The sequence below is a fragment of the Olivibacter sp. XZL3 genome (genome assembly GCF_004368405.1).
Lineage (GTDB): Bacteria > Bacteroidota > Bacteroidia > Sphingobacteriales > Sphingobacteriaceae > Olivibacter.
In genome coordinates, this window is sequence record NZ_SBJH01000067.1 from 61,917 (window position 1) to 82,749 (window position 20,833).

Genomic DNA, 20,833 nt, shown 5'->3' on the forward strand with positions numbered 1-20,833 from the left:
TATTGTTATGTATTTACTTGTTGTTTTTAATGATTATTACTCCTCTTCCCGGTCCCGTCCTTTATCAACATTCCGATTTTGATGTCTCATCGTTATGCCTGCTGGTTTATCCGGACCGTCTGTGTATTTTTCGGCGATTTCATTATCCTCATCCAAATCGGTAATCGCAAAAGCATTCCGTAATCCGCTACTCTCCCTGCCCGACCCTGACGGCCGCCCTTTGGGAGGCACAAAACTTCCATTTTTATCTTTTCCCATAATCTTTAGTTATTTTGATGTTTAATACTATTACAGGATTTGTGCCTAAACAATTAACGGATTTACTCAAAAAATGAGCAGTGATTAAACCGAATAAAAAGTTGCCTATAATGCATTTTTAACCGAATAGCGCAAGCCAAAAATCTAAAATTTAGTAGTTCAATATATTTTTCGACCATCTTTGGCAAGATTTTTTCTATGTCCTAATTTCTGATATGACAGGTAAGAAAAAAGCACTGCGAAAGTAGCTAACGCATAGTTCGAGGAATCTCGGAGTTATGAAGTGCTTTTTTGCTTATCGTCTTGAAATGGTGTTACAAAGCGGCTGGCAAGAGCTACGCCGGTACTAAAGACGATATGGGCCAACAATAAGTGGCCATAATAACGCTTGAACGGAATTTTCGGATTTTTCTTGCTGACTTTAAAGAGCGTTTTCCATATAAGGATACCCGCTACCCCGCTCACTATCCCGGCGTAAGCTCCCTTTTTAGCATTAGGTATCGTGTCTGTTTGTTTCCAAAACTCCTGAAAAACGGCCGTCATTAAAAATCCCATTGTATAATGCATGACCCAACCGCTGGGCTTTGCCAGCGACTTATATTCATCGGCGAAAATTTTCTCGACAAGTTCTGCCAAGAGCTTCGGTTCTTTGAAATTCTCATCTTTTGACTCGGAAACGGAGTAACTTAACATGGTCATCGCTGTGGTACCAATTAGACTCGGAAAAAGGGCGCTCTTTATTTTCATGTTTACTAAAATTTATTTCCTAACAAAAAGCGATATACATGCCAATTATTCAATCGGAAAACCGCCCTCTATCGTTCGTCGGTAAATATTTTTGGTAAATGATTTGCAAACGTTCTGTATATGGAAACAGAAATCACGTCGGTAAGAGCTTATTTAGATACAATAAGCGAGTTCAAGGAAAAGAACCTAAAAGAAGGCAAAACGCCTGAATTTTTATTTAGAGGACAGGCTGCCGACCATCCCTTGGTTCCAAAACTCTTAAGACTAAAGGCAAAAGGTGATTTGTTAGCGATTGAACAACAATTGTTAGAAGAATTTAAACGGGCAAATTTCCTGTTGGTAGAGGAAAATCAGGCAATGAACGATTGGGACTATCTAACACTAGGTCAACATTATGGATTGCCGACACGCCTCTTAGACTGGTCGAACAACGCGCTTACCGCGCTCTGGTTCGCCACCGAACAATATCAAATCGAAAAACCGGAACCTTCTTCAGCAATTATCTGGATATTAATGGTTACAGAAGCCGATTACTTAAACACGCAAGAAAACCGTAATCCCTTTGAGGTAGAAGAAACAAAGCTATTTAGACCACGGATCATCAAGCAGCGAATCAACAACCAGTCGGGCGTATTCACCGTTCAAGGAACGACGTCTGTTAAAAAGGCCTTATCCCTACATGAGGAGGACGGCTTCGCCTCCAGCTTATTAAAAATAAAAATACCGGAAAAATGCCAAGAGGCTGTGCGCGATGAACTTAATACATTAGGGGTAAACGCCTTCAGCATTTTCCCGGAACTGGAAGGTCTTTGTTCTTATTTACAATGGAAGTTCTTTCACTAACCCTCGCCTGTTTCCATCATCTGTCTAAACCTGCGCACTTCATTTCTTATCATATGCGCGAAGGACCTATTTAAAAGTTTCGCCATACCTTCACCCACGATTCCGGAAGGAGGCCGATAACTAAAAACAACCGTTAGTTCGGTGCCCTGATTCTTGGGCGCGTCTTTAAATACTACTTTACCCGCACTGGAAATGAAGGGATTTGTCAGCGACTGCCAGCCGATAAGTTTGTTGGGCTCATCTTTTACAATTTCCGCATCCCACGTTATCTCGCGATGAGATCCGGGCAACTCGGCAATCCAAGTTGATCGATTATTGTCGTGAACGGTAACCGATTTTAAATGCTCCATGAAAGTAGGCAAATTCGCCAAATTTCTCCAATACTTATAAAGCTCTTCCCTTGGCTTATTGATAATAAAAGAACTTCGTATATTGATGTTGTGTGTTTCATTCGTGTTCACTTCCAACGCTTCGTAGAGTAGACATCTTCCACTGACACCTCTATAAATCAAATAAACGCTTGGCAGCATCACGAGCGGATTAAACCGCTTAAACGAATTCCGTAAAAGTAAAGCACCTACACCAACGGAGACAATTCGCTCCACGGCATTTATATTTATTCTATTCTCTGTATTCATCGTTTTATTATTAACAATCTCACGCAAGACCATCTTGGTCCAACTTCACGTCAGGTCCGTATTAAGCCGACCTTAAGTCCACGTTAGATCCATCATAGGCTCTTTTATCGTTCTTTTCTCCTACTGTGCTTGCGGTCTTCTCTGTATTAACCACGCCCAGATAGCTCGGCGCGGTGTACAGATTGCTATTTGAGCATCCCGATCATTGTTTGCGCATTTAAGGCCGCAAAACCGGCTTGATCATTGTCAAAATATAGATAGACATCTCTCCCTTCTTGTTGCCAACTACGGCATTTATCAGCCCAATCACTTAATTGCCTGTCCGTGTAGCTTCCTTGATACTTAGCACCTGGGCCATGTAATCGAACATATACAAAATCAGCCGTTATGACAATCGGCGACTGATGACCGGCTAATTCATAGATACAAAATGCCGTATTTGATTCCTTCAACAACTTGTATATACGATCGCTGTACCAAGTGTCGTTCCTAAATTCAAAAGTAAAACGGTGGTCTTCTGGCAGGTGTTTTAAGAAACCAGCCAAGCGCTCTTCGTTGATATTCCATTTAGGTGGCAATTGGAAGAGAATCGGCCCTAATTTTTCCTTAAGATGGCTTGCGCGCGCAAGCAACTCGTTCACTGCATCTTTTTCCACCTTAAGTTTTTTTAGATGTGTTACAAAACGGCTCGCCTTTACTGCAAATTTAAAATCTGTAGGCGCCTGGACATACCAACTGTCAAAGGTTTCGGCAGTGGGTAGTCTGTAAAACGAGTTGTTGATCTCAACCGTTGGAATCTTAGTAACGAAGTAGGCTAACTGCTCCGACTCTTTTATATCTTCCGGATAAAAAGATCCCTTCCAGTGTTTGTAATGCCAACCGGATGTTCCTATATAAGCTACGCCCTTCCTTCTCGCCATAGCCTTCGGGTCAAGAGCTTACTCCAGATGTAAAAACCAATTTCTTTACGCAAGACATACGCATCCTTGTCAACTCCGTTCATTGCTATTTTCTTTGAATAAATTTATGGAAAGTACTTTGCTCGCCGTCCGCTTTTTCTTCCTGGTAAAGAAAGTCGAGTTTGTTCTCTTCGAATTCTTCAAAAAAATCTTCCCAACTAATCTCTTCTAAATCATCATTATGCTCGCTATGCTTCGGAAAGTGAATCCGTAAAATACCCGCGTCGTCTTCATCTCCTGTTCCTTTCACTTTTGCAGGGACACCTCCACGCTCTTGTGCCCATTTTTTTATCTCATCGTGGTTGTTTGTTTGATTCGATGTGCTCATAGGTCTAAAATTATTGTTTAAAATTTTCTTATAAATTAGGTAACAATAGCTATTCCAATTTAGCTATCGTATACCAGATGTAATCGTAGGGCGATAAGGTTATGTTCACCGTTCCAACTGACTCCTCCATAGAAAGAGGCGTTCCCCATATACAGGTCAGTTTAAATCTCTCCTTGGTCAAATCAATCTCAACATCCGCATTTGTATACGAAAAGTTGTTTAGGATCAGCAGGCCCTGCCCGTCTAATAGATGAACATAAACGAAAGCCTGAGGATTAGAAACCTGGATGATTTTGAAGGAGCCGTATGCGAATGCCTTATGTTTTCTCCGAAGGTTAATCATTTTTTGTATTTGGCGAAGTAGCGAGACCTCCTCGTGCATCTCTTTGGAAACGTTTACGTGTTGATAGCCATAGGGCCCATGATCAATTACCCTCCATTGAAGCTGCTCAGTTTGCACCGATGAAAAGCCTCCATTGACTGTGTCGTCCCATTGCATGGCCGTCCGAACGCTTTCCCGTTGCGGTAATTCTAGGTCATCTCCCATCCCAATTTCTTCTCCATAGCGGATAACAGGTATCCCAGGCAAGGTCAACAACAAATTCATACTTAAGCAGACGCGTGCCCTATCGCCGTTAAGCATCGGCGGCAATCTTCTCCGAATTCCCCTACCATAAATCCGCATAAAAGGGCATGGTGCAAAAATTTCTAAAACCCGTTCCCGCTCTTCGTCACTCAATCGTTCTAAGTCAAGTTCATCATGATTTCGAAGAAAGTTCAGATAACGGCCCTGCTCACCGGTAGGCGGTAGCCGTTCGAAGGCTTGCACCAGCGGCTTTGCACAATGTTCAGCAAGGCCTAAAAAGAGGTAATTATTGAGAAAAAAGTTGAACAATCCGTCGAGCTTTTTGCCTTTATTAAAAAATCGCGGATAGTCTTCCGGTTCAACATCAGCTTCTCCTATTAATACCGCTTCTTTATTATGCTTAATTACAGCCTCTTTCCATTGGTCTAAAACATCATAGGGGTCACCTTTAAATTGCTCATCGCCTTTGTTTTTCAAGATATGCGGAACTGCGTCAATCCGAAAACCATATATTCCCAACCGCATCCAAAAGTCGATGATCCGAAGAATCTCTTGCTGCACTATCGGATTTGCTACGTTTAAATCGGGTTGAAATCTATAAAAAGTGTGGTAGTAATAACGATTAATCTGATGATTGCATTCCCAGTTGCTGTCCTCAACCGTGTTAAACACTAGGTCTTCTTTGTCGTTTTCGGGCTTTTCGTCCTTCCATATATAGAAGTTGTGGAATCGATTGTTTTTATCGCTTATTGCGTTTAAAAACCAAGGATGCTGGTTACTGGTATGGTTAACCACAAGATCCAATATAATCCTAATTCCCTTTTCTTGCGCGCGCTCAACCAGTAACTTAAAATCGGCCAGCGTGCCAAGCCGAAAATCGACGGCGTAATAGTCAACGACATCGTATCCACCGTCTTGCCCATGAGAACTATAAAAAGGCACCATCCAAATACAGGTAACTCCGAGCGAATGCAAATAGTCTAATTTAGAGATCAAGCCCTTCAAATCGCCTAAACCGTCTTCGTCGGCGTCCTTAAAACTTCGGATGTCTAAAGAGTAGATTACGGCTTCCTTAAACCAGTGTTGAGCGCAAAGGTCCTTCATACAATTGAGATCAGTACTTAGTTTTTTGTTTTACTCCAAACGGATAATGAGTGCTTCATCCCCGCCTAAATCGATTTCTTCTTCGAGGAAATGCCCCTCCATTTCCGGACTGGTTGCCACCACTACTTGTCCCTTCAAACGGGATTCACCCTGTTGCGTAAAGTATGCCGGACGTGGTGTCAGATTTAAGGCTATAACGAATGAGGGATGATTTACCAGCTCTCTTTTATAGATGATCAACTGTTCGTTGCTAAAAACCGGCACATAGTTCCCGTATTGTAAAGTCGGCTCTTCGTTCCTCAGCTTGATAAGTTTGCGGTACAAACTCAACATGCTATAAGGATTATTCTTTTGAATGGCTACATTCTCCCGTTTAAAGCGTTTGTCGACCCGAAGCCAAGGCTTTGCGGTCGAGAACCCCGCGAATTCTGCATTACTCCATTGCATTGGTGTTCTTGCCGGATCTCTACTTAGGTTTTTACCTGGCATATTCAGCCCTTGTGGATCTTGAACTTCCTGAATGGGGATAGGAACATCGTACATACCGATTTCGTCTCCATAATAAATGGTTGGTGTCCCTCTTAAAGTCAACAGTAAAAAGGCAGCAACTTTTGCCTGCTGTCCACCAACGCGACTGGCAATACGCGGCTTGTCGTGATTGCTGAGCACCCAATTTGGCCATCCATTGGCGGGTATTGCGCCTTCGTATTCGTCAATAGCAACGGCTATCTGCTGTGCTTCCCATGGTAGCGTGAGTAACTGGAAATTGAAGGGCAAGTGTGCTCCACTTTCATTTATGCCGTAATAAGCAACCAGTTTTTTAATCGGTAAATATATCTCACCAATCAACACCCTTTCCTCATATTGTTCCATCAGATCGCGCATTTTCGCAACGAGCTCATGAACCTCCTGTTGATCGGTAGAGTAAACAGGCAAGAGCCGATTATAAGTGGCCTCACTTTCGTGGAAGTCCGGATTAATTGGATTATCTCTTAATTGTTTATCTTTGATCAAATGCCACATAACGTCAACACGGAAACCGTCAACGCCCTTTTCCAACCAAAATTGCATCACATCCAGCATCGCTTCTTGCACCTCCTCGTTGCGCCAGTTAAGGTCTGGTTGTTCTTTCAGAAAGGCGTGATAATAATATTGGCCGGTATTTTCGTCCCACTCCCAAGCACTCCCGCCGAATACACTCAGCCAGTTATTAGGCGGCGCGCCATTAGGCTTAGTATCTGCCCAGATATACCAGGAACGCTTTGGCGATTCTTTTGACGACTTGGATTCAATAAACCAAGGATGTTGGTCGGACGTATGGTTTGGCACAAGATCTAATATCAATTTCATATCCCGTTTGTGCAGTTCTTCGAGAAGCACCTCTAAATCTTGCATCTGTCCGAAAATGGGATGAATCTCCGTATAGTCGGATATATCGTAACCGAAGTCGGCCATGGGCGACTGATAAATCGGCGACAGCCACACAGCTTGGACGCCTAACCATTCCAGGTAATCCAACTGCTGCACAATCCCTTGCAAATCGCCGATCCCATCCCCATTACTGTCCTTGAATGACCTCGGATAAATTTGATATATAACAGCGTGACGCCACCATAATTGCTCCTGATAACTCATGTATAAAACTGATAGTTTATGAAATAGTTAATGTTAAATAGCTGCCCTCCCGCCAGTGGCTGGTATGGTTGCGCCCGATATGTAGCTGCTTTCATCAGACGCTAGAAAAACATAGATAGGTGCCATTTCTACTGGCTGACCGGGCCTTCCCATTGGAGTGTCTTCCCCGAATTTATCTGCATCCGGCATAGTGGACGGGATCAAAGGTGTCCAAACCGGACCTGGCGCTACGGCGTTCACCCGGATACCTTTCTTTTGCTGTAGAAAAAGCTGCGCTAAATTGGACGTAAAATTTTGTATAGCACCCTTGGTGGCTGCGTAAGCCAGCAATAAAGGCGTAGGTGAATAGGCATTGACAGAAGTAGTGTTTATCACGCTACCACCTTTTTTCATGTGGGGTTCTACTGCCTTACATAAGTAATACATACTATGAATATTCGTTGCAAACGTCTTCTCCCACTCTCCTTCCGGAATCTCTTGTAAACTTTCTCTGCCCATTTGGAAGGCCGCGTTATTCACCAGGATGTCCACTTGCCCAAACGCATCGACAGCTTGTTCAACCAACGCACGGCAATGTGACTCGTCGCTAATGTCTCCTTTCACTAACAGTGCCTTTGCCCCCGCTTCTTCTACCCATTTTGCAGTATCTTTAGCGTCTTCAGTTTCAACGTCGGCTAAATAGCTAATTAAGACATCGGCTCCTTCACGGGCAAAAGCGATGGCTACGGCCTTGCCGATGCCCGAGTCGCCACCGGTAATGATCGCCTTCTTGCCTTTCAACTTGCCCGTTCCTCGATAACTTTCTTCGCCGTGATCTGCCTTCGGTTTCATTTCGCGCTCGACACCAGGCACGTCTTGTTCTTGCATAGGGAATGGAGGCGCTGGGTGTTTCGTTTGTGGATCTTGCATGTTTTCATTCGAATTAGTCATAGTTTTCTGTTTTTGCGGTTATACGATAAACAAGAAAGAGCTCAACACGTAAGCTCTCTTTCTTGCTAATGTAGTTTACGTTACGGCATTGAAGTCGTGTCCAATGCTGTATCGATAGGGGTTGCCATCCCTGCTGTGTCGTTCGGATGCATAGGCTCTTGGAGGGTGTCGGTACCATCGCCCGCGCCGATACCATCGTCCGTGTCGTTAACCTGACGATTGCCGCAGCCTGCAAAAATGAATGCTGCCAGTGCAGCTGTAAGCATAACTTTTTTCATAAGACTGTAAATTATAAATTCTACCAATTTTTATTAACCATATAGCAAACAAAACCGCGCCAACCAGATTTTTGCAACAAAATTTCAATGAAATCTCTATAAGCCCCTGCCATTTACGCCTCAAAAGCCCGCTTCGAAGAGAAAGCATTCCAGATAAACAAACACTTTATCCACTTATTAGTACAGGCAATAAAAACTAGGCCAGATAAGTGTAGGCGCATCGTAGACTTTTGAGACCTCAGGAACAGAAATTGCATTCATCTCAATAAATAAATCAAAAAGCTTATGAACTCAAAAAAAGAAGACGGATCTGCCAACGAGGTGAATAACGACAAAACGGACGAGCGCAAAGGGATGTTAAAAAAACATAATCCTGATAAAAGGCTAAACCAACATGAGCCTCCTACAATTGAAAAGGAAGCACTCGATACGAATAAAAAAGGAAATGAGATGGGACCCTAGACGTTCCATCTCACGACGTCGAGACGCTTTAACGCGGAGGTCATGACTTCTCGTCTTTCTTACCCAATTCGTCGTCCTCGTCCGCATTCTGCCAATCTTCTGTACTTTTTGGAACCTCATTAATTTGGTTCTTTTGCGGATCGACTCCCGCTTCATAGGATAAATCGGGTTTGTCCTCGTCTTCTTTCTTTTTAGACACCTTCTCTTTTAAAGGTGATAAATGTTTATCTTTTCTTATAGCCATTTTTTATACGTTAACAAATACAACACCTTGGCTAACACATAAACCATTCCATTTAGTCGAAGTGCCTAAACAGTTGCTTCGGTTATTTTTGCATTAGCTGCCAGCCTCAGGACTCCTTCTCTTTAAAGGCAAAGCGTCCTCGGATCTCTTTATTGAAAAAGGATCCTTTGGAGCGGGCGTGAATCAGTTTTTCATAAACGGTTGGTGGCACATCATAATAAAAATAAATCCGACCGGTGGTGAAAATGATTTGAAGTACTTCCGTGTCCGCACTATAATGTACGGAAGCGATCACTGTAGATGGCATGCTTATCAGTATTACAAGTTATACACATCGGATGAACAAAGTCGGTTGCATAACTCTAGTTTGCGTTAACTCTTTAAAAAGGTCTCTCGACAGCAATTTTTGAATAAATGTCTTCGATATAGAGGTAACAACCAAAAGGTCTATGCGTTCGCCCATAATTACCCGTCGAACTCCCTCAATGACACTTTCCGACTCTACTACAAGAAAACCGACCTTGCTGTTCTCAATATTTCCTTTAACCACCAGTTCCCATTCCCGCATCCTTTCAAGCGAACGCTCATTTTCGTTTTCCTCTAATATGTGAAATATCGTGACGAACAATTTTCCGTTAAACAGTTGCTCGACGAGCTTTATGCTTTCTATTTCATCTTCGTGAAAACTTGTCATGACGCCAATACGCTGTAAGTCAGGAAGATCGCTGTTCTCTGGAAGCACCAATACCGGCGTATAGCACTGTTCAACCAGGCCTTCCATGAGGTTACGCGTGGTATATTGCAAGACATCCGTATACTGAGCGGATACGATGAGATCAAAGTGCTCATTCGTATTTACTTCTAAAAGCATCTGCAACAGGTCTCCTCTTATGGCCTCGCCACTGATTTTAACAAGCGGGAATTCACTCCTAAATTGTGTTAACAGTCGCTCAAACGCTTGATCTATATTCTCATTTTCGTCCAAGCGCTCATTATCGAATGACAACAAGACGAAAACGGACCAGTTGAAGGTGCCCGCATTTCTCAATACAAATTGTAAGACGTGAAAAGTTTTCGCAGAAAAATCTAACGGGACTAATACCTTTTTTTCAACAGTCATAATGGGTTTGAAGCTTTTCTTTGCTTCAAACAAACCCGTAGGCTTTAGGTTTGGAAAACAGCGATTTAAATTAAAAAAAGCATTTTAACAAAAAACCAACACAGAAAAAGAAACCGCTCTACAGGCTTCCCCATAGAAGCTAAATGCGGACGCGAAGCTGAAAAAAGAACAAAAGAGCACAGGCCACTGTTATACGCTTATAGAATTGCCAATTTATGATAGAAACACAAGAAGAAAAGGATGCATCCAATGCTTTTTTTAAAGAGGCACTGGAGCTTTTGAATAAGAGCAATGCACAATATATGTTAGGTGGCGCTTTTGCCATGTTTCATTACACGGGCATCTTTAGGAACACAAAGGACCTTGACATTTTTTGCAAAAGCAACGAATACCCGACTATACTGAAGCATTTTGCTTCAAACGGATATCGAACAGAACTAACGGATGTACGATGGCTGGCGAAGGTCTTTAAGGGCGATTTCTTTATCGACATTATATTCGATACCGTCAATAACCTTTGTACGGTGGATGACAGTTGGTACGAACGCGCACATGCAGGAACCTTTGCGGATGTACCCGTTAAATTTATTCCCGCCGAGGAGCTTATATGGTGTAAGATGTATGTCAGGAATCGTGAAAGAAACGACAGTGCCGATATTAACCATACCTTGTTGAAGTATGGCAAGCAGCTCGATTGGCGACATCTTTTCGACCGATTGGATCGACATTGGCATATTCTCTTGGCGCAATTGCTAACTTTCCAATTCGTCTATCCGTCCGACTATAGAGACATTATCCCTAAATGGCTTTTTGACGAGCTGATTCGGAGAGCACAAGAACAGTATGAATTACCGCCGCCGGTAGAAAAGGTCTGCAGAGGACCGTTAATAGACCAAACACAATACGAGGTGGATATTAAAGAATGGGACTATAAATCATCTACAATTACAACGATATAAAATATAAAATGGCAAAGAAAGCAAAAACCACTGTCGCAGCATTAGCAGACATCCATATTCGAATGAGCGATAAGGGCCGTTGGGCTGACTGTTTTGAAGAAATATCAAGTAAAGCAGATGTGCTACTCATTTGCGGGGACCTTACCGACACAGGAGATGAAGACGAAGCGGCGGTATTGGCGGGCGAGCTTAAATCTTGTAGCATCCCTGTGATTGGCGTGCTGGGAAATCACGATTATGAAAAAGGTAGACAGAAATTAATTCGTCAGATTCTACAAGAGAGTAACATGACTATTTTAGACGGAGAAGGAATCGTAATAGACGATATCGGGTTCGCAGGTGTAAAAGGATTCGGCGGCGGTTTTGACGAATATATGCTTTCGATGTTCGGCGAAGATTCAATGAAGGCCTTTGTGCAGGAGGCTGTAAACGAATCGTTGCAACTGGATCGTGCCCTTGCTCGTCTCGAACAAGATAACCCCGATATCCTCAAGATTGCCCTACTGCATTATTCCCCTATAAAAGAAACCGTTCTGGGAGAACCTGAACAGATTTTCCCGTTCTTAGGATCGTCCCGCCTTGCAGATCCGCTGCATAGAAGAAAGGTTTATGCAGCTTTTCATGGACATGCACATGCCGGGCAATTGGATGGAGTAACTTCTGGGGGCGTGAAAGTATTTAATGTGGCTTTGCCCATTTTGAAGAAAGAAAACCCGCGCAGCTCCTTTTATTTATTAGATATTCAACAGAAATAATCGGCGCACCACCCTTAAGTTATCTGCGTTTAGAGAAATCCTCCAAATAAGCCTTACCTTTGAGAACAGGGCTTACATAGCTGCGCTATCATGAAAAAAAGGAAGTATGCTTAATATCATTCTAGTTGACGATCACCATATTGTTAGACAGGGTATCAGAACCTTGCTGGAAATAGAGTCGGACATTACGGTAATTGGAGAAACAGATCAGCAAGAAGAGTTGATTAGCCTTCTCAACGGGAAAGAGGCGGCCGATGTCATTGTTATGGATATCAATATGCCGGGCACCGACGGCATTACGCTAACCAAGCAAATAAAAAAAATGTATCCAGGTGTTCACATTATCGTTCTCTCGATGATGGATCACGAAAAGTACGTCGCCCAAGCTTTTGATGCGGGAGCAACGGCCTTTCTGATAAAAAATGTCAGTCGCGACGAACTTTTGTTCGCTATTCGTTTCGCCGCCCGGGGTGAACCTTATATATGCGCTGAAATAAGTTTTAGATTATTACAGCAAGCAATGAAAGTAGTGTCTACCGCTGCTAATGCCACTGCGGTAGATCTGCAGATTAGCAGCCGGGAAATGGAAGTCTTAGCGCTGACAGCCGATGGTTTTACTAACCAGGAAATTGCAGAGCGTCTCTTTACCAGTAAACGCACTGTAGAAGGCTATCGCCAAAGTCTCATCGAAAAAACAGGTGTGAGAAATACCGCCGCCTTGGTGAAGTACGCCTATCAAACGGGTTTGCTAAAATAATTGCTAAATTCCGTATTTACCGAAGCTCTTTTTAGGTATTTATACGGAATTGTTATTCGCTCGATTCTCGAACTTTGTATGAGTCAGATTTCATGCTGCGTACAAATATGCAGAAGGTTTAGTGGTTAATTATATAATTCTCAGTTATGAAGACGAGGTTAGCAATAGCAGACAATAATCCAATACGTAGAGACGGTATACGGGCAATACTGCAACAAGAAAACATAGATGTTAATTACACGAACAATTGTCTGGAAACGCTGAAGGAACAGGTCACTGATATGGATATACTGATATGGGGAACCGACTCCAATTATCCCGTTGACAAAAATCTGATAAGTCGATTAAAAGGAACAAGCAACCTGAAAATTATCGTGTTAGACAACGATCACGGCTTGCAGCCCGCTATTCGGGCGATACATGCAGGCGCCCACGGGTACATAACCCAATCTGTTCAGAAAGAGGAACTACTGTTTGCGATCCGATATGTATTGCAGGGCAAAAAATATGTCGACCCGAATCTTACTATGCGGCTTTTCAACAAATTAAGTGATTTCGAAGATCATATCAGCTCTTTAAATACGGATCTACCATTGTCAGACAAAGAAAAAGAAGTACTTGATTTGATGGTTTGCGGCTACGCTAACAAAGAAATTGCCTATCGCTTGTTTACAACGAAAAGAAACATCGAAGATTTACGTCAAAACCTTATCGCAAAAACAGGGGCAAAAGATAATCTAAGTTTAATCTTTTACCGCCTACACAAAGAATTCATTCAAAATTAAGTTTGCAAGTGAACTAATTCCGCTGCCTGTTTAATCCTATTACCTTTCTTAACCGTTCGAATGAGGCCTCCGCTTCGTCGGACGGTTTTGAAGTATAAAAGGGGGGAACGGTGTAAGAAGAAGGGTCTAGGATGCTAGATGGTTAATGCCTATAGCTTTATGCTTAAAGCAGCCCTACAAAAGATTTAATCGGCCATAAGCTGCGTCATGTCCGATCAAATCTCTATATCTATGCGAATCAGTACAGCAAGTTGGTCGTACGTCTTGGGATGTACTGCTGCAATATTTTGCTATAAACGTTTGTGTTACTACTCTTTTTGTCCATCCTGAAGCCCAATTTATCCATAATTTGAACAACCTGGTCGTTAATGGAATTGAGCAGTATTTTAACTTCGTATACGCCGTAAAAATACTTAGCCATTTCCAACATCTGATTAAAGGCCTCCACCATTATACCCCGGTTTCTGTATTCAGGAAGTAAGGTTCCGCCAACGTATACATCTTTTCTGTTTTTGCCGCCCTTGTATATCATACAGGAGCCTATAATTTTATCAGGTGCTGATTTCAAGCGGATTGTGTATACGCATTTGGCAAGCCACAGCAAACGTTTTGTAAATTCTTCGGGCGACTCGTCGTGTGCGTATAAATCCTGGTAATAAGTACCATACTGTTGCGGGAAAGAATGTAAATGGCAAAACTCATGTGCCTCACTTAAGCATAGTTTTCTCAAAACTATACCGTTTTTTTCATAGTTTTTCATCAAATAAAATAAATATATATGTACTTTGTAAATTATTCCCGAAACATAAGTGCTTTTGACAAAAAACAGCTTTCTTGGTGATCAAGTAATTTCAACATCCATGCCATACATCAAAAAGCCAATAAAAATTATATTATATATTTATTAAGAAATCTTTTCGCTTATATAAAGCAAACCCTTTCTTTTTCAATTCCTTAGAAAGGGTTTGCTCCGACGAATTAGTGAGCATAGTTTTTTGTTTCGCCTATGATGTGATAATTATCCAACACAGCCCGATAGCTGGGATAATTGTGATCAATTTTGCTAATAGGCTTCTTCCCAACCTTCTGAAGGAACTTTTTTAAATTGGGAGAGCACTTACTATACTTACTATCCAAGTTTGCAGGATCGAAATCATCATCCACCGCAACGGCCGTCTCCAAGTCGTAACAAACTAGATAATACATGGCTTTTGTTTTTTAATTTTAATATAACAGTTTATGCACTATTTTGTTTACATATAAAAGCTACACATCTATGGTAAAACTCCAGTACACTGTTCACATCTTGTTGTTTACTATCCTGAGCACCACTGTTCTATATTTTGGACGCAACTTCTTAGTGCCCGTTGCGCTTGCTGCTGTCTTGGCTATGTTGTTTATTGAAGTCGGTAACCGCCTTGAACGGTTGGGATTATCCCGAGCCTTATCCTCACTGGCTTCCGTGTTGCTGTTGTTGATTACAATAGCAATCATCCTGGGCTTGCTAAGTTGGCAGTTAAATAATTTCACCGAGAATTTGCAAGGCATGAAAGATCGCCTCCTAGACTTGCTTCAACGTTTAAGAGATTGGCTTAACGAAACAGTCGGAATAAGTAACGAACAACAGAAAAACATTGTAGAGAAACAAAGTGAAACTGCAGGCAGAAGTTCTTCGAACTTATTAGCGAATTTTGCCTCTGGCATATTGGATATACTGGTGAATGCCGTATTGGTGCTCGTATACATGTTTCTGTTTTTGTTTTATCGTTCAAGAATTAAAAAGTTTATACTGAAACTCGTGCCTATTTCGCACAATGAGCAAGCGGAAACTATTATTCACCAATCGGCCAAGGTGTCTCGCCAGTATCTCTCGGGCTTAACCGCGATGATAGCTATGTTATGGGTGCTCTACGGGATCGGCTTTTCTGTCGTAGGGGTTCAAAGTGCCCTGTTTTTTGCTATACTGTGTGGCGTTTTAGAGATCGTACCGTTTGTCGGCAACATTACCGGCACTTCTCTAACCGTGCTCGCGGTTATTGCGCAAGGCGGACAAAGTCAACAAATATTAGGTGTTGTAGCTGTCTATTTAATCGTCCAATTCTTTCAGACTTACATCTTAGAACCCTTAGTAGTAGGAAATCAGGTGAATATCAATCCCCTATTTACGATTATGGCATTGGTGGCAGGCGAAGCCGTTTGGGGAATTGCTGGTATGATTTTAGCCATTCCAATGCTAGGTATCATAAAGATTATATGCGACCACATTCCCGCCTTAGAGCCTTATGGCTTCTTAATTGGAACGGAAGCAAAACGAAGGAGAGGACTCCAACTACTAAGAAAGAATAAATAACGACTATACGCAATATGTACCTAGATTCAAACGCATTACAGCTCCTTCGCTTATTAAGAAGATGGTCTGTTGGTTCCATAGGCAAGTTTGCAGAAGAAATGCAGATGCCTCCCAGCACCCTCGCCAGCGCGGCAACCGCACTGGAACAGAAAGGGTACATTTTGTCCGTTGACATTGATGACGATTGTGCTTATCCCAATAAGATGCTAGAGATAAACGCTTTGGGAATAAGCTTCTTAGAGGGGCTGGACGGCAAAGTAGATACCATCCAGGACAAAGGCTAATTACTTCTCAATTCAGGTAATACAAACTTACCGAAATCGCTGATGAATTCTTCCTGATAAATATTTACGTTATGAAGAATCAAATGCTCGAAACCGAGCGATAAATCTTGATTCAACCATTCAACGTGATCTTGCCAACTGCTCGACACCCTAATTTTCGCCAGCACATCATCCATCGTAATCGACGCACCAAGTGCATCAAACTCTTCCACCGTGGCGACGTCGCTCAACTGTGTCGGTTTCAACAAATTATTTTTCCATTGTTCGTAAGCATTCACCAGTGCGAGTTCGTTAGAAGCGGCATATGACAACTGAACCTTTAAAAACATGGGCTTCCCCTCTCCGCCGTTTTCTCTGAAAGCAGCTACTACTTCTTTCAGCTCTTCATAAGGCCGACTAATGGTGATCAGACCATCTGCCCAAGTGGCAGCCCAAGCGGCCGTCTCCGCGCTTACTGCCGCGCCCAGGAGGGAAACCGGTTTTTTTGGCAGCGTATTGAGCCTAGCCTTGTCGACTCGTATGCTACCTTCATGACTAACCTTCTTCCCTGCTAATAATTCACGAATCACCGCTACACATTCCGCCAAACGCTGGTTCCGACACTTTTTAGTTGGCCAAATATCTCCCGTGATATGCTCATTGATGTTCTCACCACTTCCCAAAGCTACCCACAGTCGCTCAGGAAACATAGAAGTCAATGTCGCAATGGCTTGTGCAACAACAGCAGGATGATAACGCTGGCCCGGAGCGCAGACTAATCCAAACGGAAGTGAGGTTGCCTGCATGGCTGCACCCAGCCATGCAAAAGAATAACCGCTATGCTGCTGTATCGCACTCCATGGATGAAAATGATCGGAACAGTGAATGGCGGTAAAACCGGATTGTTCTGCTAATTTGGCCCAATACAATAAATCGCTTGGGCTGAACTGCTCATGTGATGCGTGATAGGCAATAGTTTGCATTTTTGTTTATTTTGCTAAGTGCATATTCTGTGCCTTTATTAAAAACCTGCCGGTGCTCATTATGGCATCAATTCTGCAAAACTTATAAAAGTTTAAAACATTTATAAAAGGAGGAAAACATGAATACCAATGAAAACAGCCATAAAGAAGGCGAAACAACTAAAGCTATCGAGAATCAAACAGCGAAACTTCCGTCCAAATTATTTCTGTGTGCTGCCCTAGCTTCTATGGGAGTATCACTAGTACTGAAATGTTTAGGCAAAAAGCACACGGCGCTGTTTGTGGGACAATGGGCTGCTCCCTTCCTAATTTTAGGAACTTATAATAAAATCGTAAAAACGGAAGGACATGACTAGTACCGCTAAATAACAAGCGATTAGCAGCGGGCTCCGATGTCTGTGTTGAACAATATCGGAGCCCGCTGTTTCCTATCCGATCGTCTAGTGCTTTTTATAAAAATAGTACACAATGCCGATAGCCAGCAAAAAGATAATTCCAAATAAAATAGGTGCAAACATAGCTTCTCAATTAGATTTTAACCAGTTATATTTATTCTTTGTATCCAGTGGCCCTCGGACAGGTTTCTTCGGTAGTCGCCGCTTATGGGCCGCGTATACCCGACTCCCTTTAAGTTGCCCTTAGCTCTTCGCCTACTCAAAAAAGCGTTTGTAGACTTGCCGAATCGATCCGTCTTAAACCTCAATTCGTACTGTTTACAGCTACACTCAAAAACGGTAAGACAATCGTATCTTTTGCTTAAGATTTTTAATATAGACACTTTTAATTCCATAACGCCACAATCTTACTAATTTATACAACTATCGAACCTATTAAGTACTGGGTTCATAGACGGGTGGCAAACCAATGGCCTGCACTCTTTGTTACAATTAAAGCAATATTGGCAGCATTTTATAAGTGTCCTAAAAAGTGCATACCGTTGTATCTATTCGACTAGAAAGACTGATTGCCCGTTAGGCGGGAGCGGTGTAATCAAAATAAAAGTGTCGACTTTTAGCGTAAAACTTCAATAGCCGGGAAGTGGCACTGTATATGAAATCCGTTTCTTATTTAAATCCAAAAACAAAATATATGTACACCTTAGGAATCAATGCTGCTTTCCACGATTCGGCAGCCTGCCTGATCGAGAATGGGCATTTAATTGCTGCTGCTGAAGACGAACGCTTCACGCAGATCAAGCATGGCAAACGCCCCATACCCTTTTCGACTTATGAGTTACCTTACCATGCGATCGATTTCTGTTTAAAAAAAGCAGGTATAACCTTGCGGGATGTCGATCATATCGCCTATTCATTCGATCCCGCACTATTGATAGCGCCGCAGGAGGAAAAAACACCTTGGGCAAAAATACCTTTTTATAGAAACACGGAGCATGACAACGATCCCGACCCTTGGCGCAACTTGTTTCTCTCCTCCATCATCAACGCTCCTCGGCAGCTGGTTGACGGCTATCCACATCATCTGCAGAGTTCCTATTTAAACGCGACCATTCACGACTGGAATTGGCATTTTGTGGATCATCATCTTTCCCACGCGGCTAGTGCATTTTTCCCCTCTCCATTTGAAAAAGCCGCCGTACTCGTTATGGACGGTCGCGGTGAAAAGGCCTCAAGCTCTTACTATAAGGGGAATGGTACCAACCTCGAGTTAATACAACAGGTACATTTGCCACATTCTTTGGGCTTACTGTATGAAGACATAACAACGCACCTCGGATTTCTACGCTCGTCGGATGAATATAAGGTAATGGCCTTGGCTTCCTATGGTGAGCCCCTGTTTGTTGACGAGTTTAGAGAGATTGTAAAACTGACCGGCAACGGTAAGTACGAGATAAAGGATCTTCGACTTGATGAACGATTCGGTCCTAAACGTCTCAAGAATGCTCCGTTTACGGCTCATCATTTTAATATTGCGCGTTCCTTACAATATGTTCTGGAAGAAAGCGTACTGGAACTGGTAAATTGGTTTTACGATACCACAAAAGAAGAGAACCTTTGCTTGGCAGGAGGCATATTCCTCAACTGCGTGCTAAACGCCCGTATAAGGGATAAAAGTCCTTTTAAAAACATATGGATTCAGCCAGCTGCAGGAGATTCAGGGACGGCATTAGGCGCCGCTATGATAAAAGATCGGGAGGAAAGAGGAGATGAACGGAAAACATATATCATGCACGATGTGTATCTGGGGCCCGCCTATTCGGATGATGATATCCGGAAGGTACTTGAACGAAACAAGGTTCCTTATACCCAAATGCTCGACGTGGCCGAAGAGACGGCGACCTTGCTTGCACAGGATAAGATCATTGGCTGGTTTCAGGGAGCAATGGAATATGGACCAAGAGCGCTCGGAAGCCGTTCGATTTTAGCGTCTCCCTTACATGCCGAGATGCAGGCTAAGCTGAACGAAGTAAAGGATCGCGAAGACTTCCGGCCCGTAGCGCCTGTTGTTACAGAAGAGGACGCCAAAGACTGGTTTGTAGGCGCAAAACAGTCGCCCTTTATGCTGTTCATTTATGACGTTATGCCAGATAAGGCAGACCAGATTCCAGCGGTAAAACATACCGATGGAACGGCGCGTATCCAAACGGTGAACAAAGAGCAACATCCCCTCTACTATGACCTCATTAAGGCTTTTGAACGGAAAACCGGCGTACCCGTATTGGTTAACACTTCCTTTAATACTTTAGGGAAGCCGATCGTGTGCACACCGCGCGACGCCATCGAATGCTTCTGGTCGTCTCCTTTTGATGCCTTAATCATCGGCTCCTTTCTAATTCAAAAGGACTATGTCAATATGCAAGAGAAAATGACACTTGATGAGAATTCGATAAACTTTTAATGGATAGATATGACGAAGTTTAAGTTGTCGGTGGTCATTCCGACCTATAAAAGACCCGCCTTATTAGCGAGATGCCTGGAGGCGCTGTCAAGACAAACGCTTGATCGGCACTTGTTTCACATCCTTGTGGTTGGCGACGGATATGACAAAGAAACCGAAGACCTCATTGCAACGTTACATCCGGTTTTCGGAGATAGACTGACCTACCTATACACGGCCTGCAAAATGGGCCCCGCGGCTGCGCGGAATAAAGGATGGTTACATGCCGATAGTACCCTCATTGCATTCACTGATGACGACTGCATCCCCGATCAGCTTTGGCTGCAAGAGATTGTCGATGCCTACCAGGACGAGGAGGAAATCGTCTACACCGGGTCGGTCGTTGTACCAACGCCAGAAAACCCAACAGATTTCGAAAAAAACACCGCCCAACTGGAGGTAGCTGAGTTCATCACAGCAAATTGTATTTGCACTAAAAAGGCGTTACACCGTGTTGGCGGTTTTGACGAACGCTTTAAAATGGCGTGGCGGGAAGATAGCGACCTACACTTCAAATTCCTCCGCGCACAAATACCGATCGTTAAACTGAAAAAGGCCGTTGTTATTCATCCGGCTAGAAAAGCGAAATGGGGTGTCAGCATCAAAGACCAGAAAAAAGGCGTGTACAATGCGCTACTGGCCAAGAAATTTCCGACGTTGTATCAAACAAAGATTAATCATCCAGTTAACGCCCTGTACTACAGCCTTTTGTTTCTTCTAATATCAATGATTATCCTTTGGTCGGCGAATTTGAAATGGGCCTTTTTCGCCAGCCTGGCCATTTGGTTGTTTCTTACACTAAAGTTTGTTTTTATGCGTTTAAGTGGAACTAGCAAATCTTTTGCTCATGTTACAGAAATGGTTTTTACTTCTATTTTAATACCTTATTTATCCATATTTTGGCAGATTTATGGCGCAGTTAAATATCGCACGGTTTATAATATAAAGTTCTGA

Annotated in this window: 26 protein-coding genes; 11 read left to right on the forward strand and 15 right to left on the reverse strand. The window is 42.8% G+C overall.

Annotated elements, in window-relative coordinates; translation table 11 throughout:
* Positions 1–36: 36 nt before the first annotated feature.
* Both EPX21_RS14925 and EPX21_RS14930 read right to left on the reverse strand, forming a co-directional pair.
* Positions 37–258, reverse strand: coding sequence for a hypothetical protein (locus tag EPX21_RS14925; RefSeq protein WP_134090491.1), 222 nt, complete (start codon positions 256–258; stop codon positions 37–39).
* A gap of 276 nt (positions 259–534) precedes the next feature.
* Entirely contained in the window at positions 535–1,005 is a 471-nt protein-coding gene (locus EPX21_RS14930) for a hypothetical protein (protein WP_134090492.1), read from the reverse strand.
* Between the two features lie 120 nt (positions 1,006–1,125).
* On the opposite strand from EPX21_RS14930, the gene EPX21_RS14935 reads away from it, so the two are divergent.
* Positions 1,126–1,848: an FRG domain-containing protein gene (locus EPX21_RS14935; protein ID WP_134090493.1), complete on the forward strand. Its 723-nt coding sequence runs from the start codon at positions 1,126–1,128 to the stop codon at positions 1,846–1,848.
* Here the strand turns inward: EPX21_RS14935 and EPX21_RS14940 are convergent.
* The 7 genes from EPX21_RS14940 to EPX21_RS14970 form a co-directional block, all read right to left on the reverse strand.
* Complete coding sequence (locus EPX21_RS14940) at positions 1,845–2,486, reverse strand: SRPBCC family protein (RefSeq protein WP_166670778.1); 642 nt, start codon at positions 2,484–2,486, stop codon at positions 1,845–1,847. The two genes, EPX21_RS14935 and EPX21_RS14940, sit on opposite strands and share 4 nt — an antisense overlap.
* 185 nt (positions 2,487–2,671) lie before the next feature.
* Positions 2,672–3,406, reverse strand: a complete 735-nt coding sequence (locus EPX21_RS14945; protein ID WP_134090495.1) for a DUF72 domain-containing protein — start codon at positions 3,404–3,406, stop codon at positions 2,672–2,674.
* Between the two features lie 85 nt (positions 3,407–3,491).
* A complete protein-coding gene (locus EPX21_RS14950; protein ID WP_134090496.1) occupies positions 3,492–3,773 on the reverse strand; it encodes a hypothetical protein in 282 nt (93 codons plus the stop codon).
* Between the two features lie 49 nt (positions 3,774–3,822).
* Entirely contained in the window at positions 3,823–5,463 is a 1,641-nt protein-coding gene (locus tag EPX21_RS14955) for an alpha-amylase family protein (RefSeq protein ID WP_134090497.1), read from the reverse strand.
* A gap of 30 nt (positions 5,464–5,493) precedes the next feature.
* Positions 5,494–7,098 carry an alpha-amylase family glycosyl hydrolase gene (locus tag EPX21_RS14960; RefSeq protein WP_134090498.1) on the reverse strand — a complete coding sequence of 535 codons (1,605 nt, stop codon included), beginning with the start codon at positions 7,096–7,098 and terminating at the stop codon, positions 5,494–5,496.
* A 33-nt stretch (positions 7,099–7,131) separates the two neighbouring features.
* Positions 7,132–8,028 carry a glucose 1-dehydrogenase gene (locus EPX21_RS14965; protein ID WP_134090499.1) on the reverse strand — a complete coding sequence of 299 codons (897 nt, stop codon included), beginning with the start codon at positions 8,026–8,028 and terminating at the stop codon, positions 7,132–7,134.
* 80 nt (positions 8,029–8,108) lie between these two features.
* Positions 8,109–8,294 carry a hypothetical protein gene (locus EPX21_RS14970; RefSeq protein WP_134090500.1) on the reverse strand — a complete coding sequence of 62 codons (186 nt, stop codon included), beginning with the start codon at positions 8,292–8,294 and terminating at the stop codon, positions 8,109–8,111.
* 297 nt (positions 8,295–8,591) lie between these two features.
* Here EPX21_RS14970 and EPX21_RS22745 point away from each other — a divergent pair, with 297 nt between their 5' ends.
* Positions 8,592–8,768: a hypothetical protein gene (locus tag EPX21_RS22745; protein ID WP_166670779.1), complete on the forward strand. Its 177-nt coding sequence runs from the start codon at positions 8,592–8,594 to the stop codon at positions 8,766–8,768.
* A gap of 40 nt (positions 8,769–8,808) precedes the next feature.
* On the opposite strand, the gene EPX21_RS14975 is transcribed toward EPX21_RS22745, so the two are convergent.
* From EPX21_RS14975 to EPX21_RS14985, 3 genes are all read right to left on the reverse strand, one after another.
* The gene (locus tag EPX21_RS14975; RefSeq protein WP_134090501.1) at positions 8,809–9,012 is read right to left on the reverse strand and encodes a hypothetical protein; all 204 of its coding nucleotides are present in this window, start codon (positions 9,010–9,012) and stop codon (positions 8,809–8,811) included.
* 106 nt (positions 9,013–9,118) lie between these two features.
* Positions 9,119–9,319, reverse strand: a complete 201-nt coding sequence (locus EPX21_RS14980) for a KTSC domain-containing protein (protein ID WP_134090502.1) — start codon at positions 9,317–9,319, stop codon at positions 9,119–9,121.
* A gap of 18 nt (positions 9,320–9,337) precedes the next feature.
* Positions 9,338–10,132 carry a universal stress protein gene (locus EPX21_RS14985; RefSeq protein ID WP_134090503.1) on the reverse strand — a complete coding sequence of 265 codons (795 nt, stop codon included), beginning with the start codon at positions 10,130–10,132 and terminating at the stop codon, positions 9,338–9,340.
* 215 nt (positions 10,133–10,347) lie between these two features.
* Here EPX21_RS14985 and EPX21_RS14990 point away from each other — a divergent pair, with 215 nt between their 5' ends.
* From EPX21_RS14990 to EPX21_RS15005, 4 genes are all read left to right on the forward strand, one after another.
* A complete protein-coding gene (locus tag EPX21_RS14990; protein ID WP_134090504.1) occupies positions 10,348–11,091 on the forward strand; it encodes a nucleotidyltransferase in 744 nt (247 codons plus the stop codon).
* An 8-nt stretch (positions 11,092–11,099) separates the two neighbouring features.
* Positions 11,100–11,846, forward strand: coding sequence for a metallophosphoesterase (locus EPX21_RS14995; RefSeq protein WP_134090505.1), 747 nt, complete (start codon positions 11,100–11,102; stop codon positions 11,844–11,846).
* A 106-nt stretch (positions 11,847–11,952) separates the two neighbouring features.
* On the forward strand, positions 11,953–12,603 hold the full coding sequence (locus EPX21_RS15000) for a response regulator transcription factor (RefSeq protein WP_134090506.1): 651 nt from the start codon (positions 11,953–11,955) through the stop codon (positions 12,601–12,603).
* Positions 12,604–12,749: 146 nt separating this feature from the next.
* On the forward strand, positions 12,750–13,388 hold the full coding sequence (locus EPX21_RS15005; protein WP_134090507.1) for a response regulator transcription factor: 639 nt from the start codon (positions 12,750–12,752) through the stop codon (positions 13,386–13,388).
* A 238-nt stretch (positions 13,389–13,626) separates the two neighbouring features.
* Here the strand turns inward: EPX21_RS15005 and EPX21_RS15010 are convergent, their stop codons facing one another.
* Positions 13,627–14,118, reverse strand: a complete 492-nt coding sequence (locus tag EPX21_RS15010) for a GNAT family N-acetyltransferase (protein WP_166670780.1) — start codon at positions 14,116–14,118, stop codon at positions 13,627–13,629.
* 248 nt (positions 14,119–14,366) lie between these two features.
* Positions 14,367–14,594 carry a hypothetical protein gene (locus EPX21_RS15015; protein ID WP_134090509.1) on the reverse strand — a complete coding sequence of 76 codons (228 nt, stop codon included), beginning with the start codon at positions 14,592–14,594 and terminating at the stop codon, positions 14,367–14,369.
* Between the two features lie 70 nt (positions 14,595–14,664).
* Between EPX21_RS15015 and EPX21_RS15020 the strand changes: the two genes are divergently transcribed.
* On the forward strand, positions 14,665–15,738 hold the full coding sequence (locus EPX21_RS15020) for an AI-2E family transporter (protein ID WP_134090510.1): 1,074 nt from the start codon (positions 14,665–14,667) through the stop codon (positions 15,736–15,738).
* A 14-nt stretch (positions 15,739–15,752) separates the two neighbouring features.
* Positions 15,753–16,022: a MarR family transcriptional regulator gene (locus EPX21_RS15025; RefSeq protein WP_134090511.1), complete on the forward strand. Its 270-nt coding sequence runs from the start codon at positions 15,753–15,755 to the stop codon at positions 16,020–16,022.
* Here EPX21_RS15025 and EPX21_RS15030 read toward each other — a convergent pair.
* Positions 16,019–16,984 carry a TIGR03885 family FMN-dependent LLM class oxidoreductase gene (locus EPX21_RS15030; RefSeq protein WP_134090512.1) on the reverse strand — a complete coding sequence of 322 codons (966 nt, stop codon included), beginning with the start codon at positions 16,982–16,984 and terminating at the stop codon, positions 16,019–16,021. The two genes, EPX21_RS15025 and EPX21_RS15030, sit on opposite strands and share 4 nt — an antisense overlap.
* A 119-nt stretch (positions 16,985–17,103) precedes the next feature.
* Between EPX21_RS15030 and EPX21_RS15035 the strand changes: the two genes are divergently transcribed.
* The 3 genes from EPX21_RS15035 to EPX21_RS15050 all read left to right on the forward strand — a co-directional run bounded on the left by EPX21_RS15035 (position 17,104) and on the right by EPX21_RS15050 (position 20,833).
* A complete protein-coding gene (locus EPX21_RS15035; protein WP_134090513.1) occupies positions 17,104–17,340 on the forward strand; it encodes a hypothetical protein in 237 nt (78 codons plus the stop codon).
* Positions 17,341–18,073: 733 nt separating this feature from the next.
* Complete coding sequence (locus EPX21_RS15045) at positions 18,074–19,840, forward strand: carbamoyltransferase C-terminal domain-containing protein (protein ID WP_134090515.1); 1,767 nt, start codon at positions 18,074–18,076, stop codon at positions 19,838–19,840.
* Between the two features lie 9 nt (positions 19,841–19,849).
* Positions 19,850–20,833 (forward strand): glycosyltransferase family 2 protein, encoded by a 984-nt coding sequence (locus EPX21_RS15050; RefSeq protein ID WP_134090516.1) that lies wholly within the window; start codon positions 19,850–19,852, stop codon positions 20,831–20,833.

What these genes read in the sequence shown, in the direction of transcription:
- EPX21_RS14940 (WP_166670778.1), bottom strand. Translation starts at nt 2,486, where the DNA reads ATGAATACAGAGAATAGAATAAATATAAATGCCGTGGAGCGAATTGTC.
- EPX21_RS15045 (WP_134090515.1), top strand. Translation starts at nt 18,074, where the DNA reads ATGTACACCTTAGGAATCAATGCTGCTTTCCACGATTCGGCAGCCTGC.
- EPX21_RS15025 (WP_134090511.1), top strand. Translation starts at nt 15,753, where the DNA reads ATGTACCTAGATTCAAACGCATTACAGCTCCTTCGCTTATTAAGAAGA.
- EPX21_RS15030 (WP_134090512.1), bottom strand. Translation starts at nt 16,984, where the DNA reads ATGCAAACTATTGCCTATCACGCATCACATGAGCAGTTCAGCCCAAGC.
- EPX21_RS14935 (WP_134090493.1), top strand. Translation starts at nt 1,126, where the DNA reads ATGGAAACAGAAATCACGTCGGTAAGAGCTTATTTAGATACAATAAGC.
- EPX21_RS14945 (WP_134090495.1), bottom strand. Translation starts at nt 3,406, where the DNA reads ATGGCGAGAAGGAAGGGCGTAGCTTATATAGGAACATCCGGTTGGCAT.
- EPX21_RS14930 (WP_134090492.1), bottom strand. Translation starts at nt 1,005, where the DNA reads ATGAAAATAAAGAGCGCCCTTTTTCCGAGTCTAATTGGTACCACAGCG.
- EPX21_RS15005 (WP_134090507.1), top strand. Translation starts at nt 12,750, where the DNA reads ATGAAGACGAGGTTAGCAATAGCAGACAATAATCCAATACGTAGAGAC.
- EPX21_RS15050 (WP_134090516.1), top strand. Translation starts at nt 19,850, where the DNA reads ATGACGAAGTTTAAGTTGTCGGTGGTCATTCCGACCTATAAAAGACCC.
- EPX21_RS15035 (WP_134090513.1), top strand. Translation starts at nt 17,104, where the DNA reads ATGAATACCAATGAAAACAGCCATAAAGAAGGCGAAACAACTAAAGCT.
- EPX21_RS14975 (WP_134090501.1), bottom strand. Translation starts at nt 9,012, where the DNA reads ATGGCTATAAGAAAAGATAAACATTTATCACCTTTAAAAGAGAAGGTG.
- EPX21_RS14955 (WP_134090497.1), bottom strand. Translation starts at nt 5,463, where the DNA reads ATGAAGGACCTTTGCGCTCAACACTGGTTTAAGGAAGCCGTAATCTAC.
- EPX21_RS14960 (WP_134090498.1), bottom strand. Translation starts at nt 7,098, where the DNA reads ATGAGTTATCAGGAGCAATTATGGTGGCGTCACGCTGTTATATATCAA.
- EPX21_RS14990 (WP_134090504.1), top strand. Translation starts at nt 10,348, where the DNA reads ATGATAGAAACACAAGAAGAAAAGGATGCATCCAATGCTTTTTTTAAA.
- EPX21_RS22745 (WP_166670779.1), top strand. Translation starts at nt 8,592, where the DNA reads ATGAACTCAAAAAAAGAAGACGGATCTGCCAACGAGGTGAATAACGAC.
- EPX21_RS15020 (WP_134090510.1), top strand. Translation starts at nt 14,665, where the DNA reads ATGGTAAAACTCCAGTACACTGTTCACATCTTGTTGTTTACTATCCTG.
- EPX21_RS14950 (WP_134090496.1), bottom strand. Translation starts at nt 3,773, where the DNA reads ATGAGCACATCGAATCAAACAAACAACCACGATGAGATAAAAAAATGG.
- EPX21_RS15000 (WP_134090506.1), top strand. Translation starts at nt 11,953, where the DNA reads ATGCTTAATATCATTCTAGTTGACGATCACCATATTGTTAGACAGGGT.
- EPX21_RS14985 (WP_134090503.1), bottom strand. Translation starts at nt 10,132, where the DNA reads ATGACTGTTGAAAAAAAGGTATTAGTCCCGTTAGATTTTTCTGCGAAA.
- EPX21_RS14965 (WP_134090499.1), bottom strand. Translation starts at nt 8,028, where the DNA reads ATGACTAATTCGAATGAAAACATGCAAGATCCACAAACGAAACACCCA.
- EPX21_RS14995 (WP_134090505.1), top strand. Translation starts at nt 11,100, where the DNA reads ATGGCAAAGAAAGCAAAAACCACTGTCGCAGCATTAGCAGACATCCAT.
- EPX21_RS14980 (WP_134090502.1), bottom strand. Translation starts at nt 9,319, where the DNA reads ATGCCATCTACAGTGATCGCTTCCGTACATTATAGTGCGGACACGGAA.
- EPX21_RS14925 (WP_134090491.1), bottom strand. Translation starts at nt 258, where the DNA reads ATGGGAAAAGATAAAAATGGAAGTTTTGTGCCTCCCAAAGGGCGGCCG.
- EPX21_RS15015 (WP_134090509.1), bottom strand. Translation starts at nt 14,594, where the DNA reads ATGTATTATCTAGTTTGTTACGACTTGGAGACGGCCGTTGCGGTGGAT.
- EPX21_RS14970 (WP_134090500.1), bottom strand. Translation starts at nt 8,294, where the DNA reads ATGCTTACAGCTGCACTGGCAGCATTCATTTTTGCAGGCTGCGGCAAT.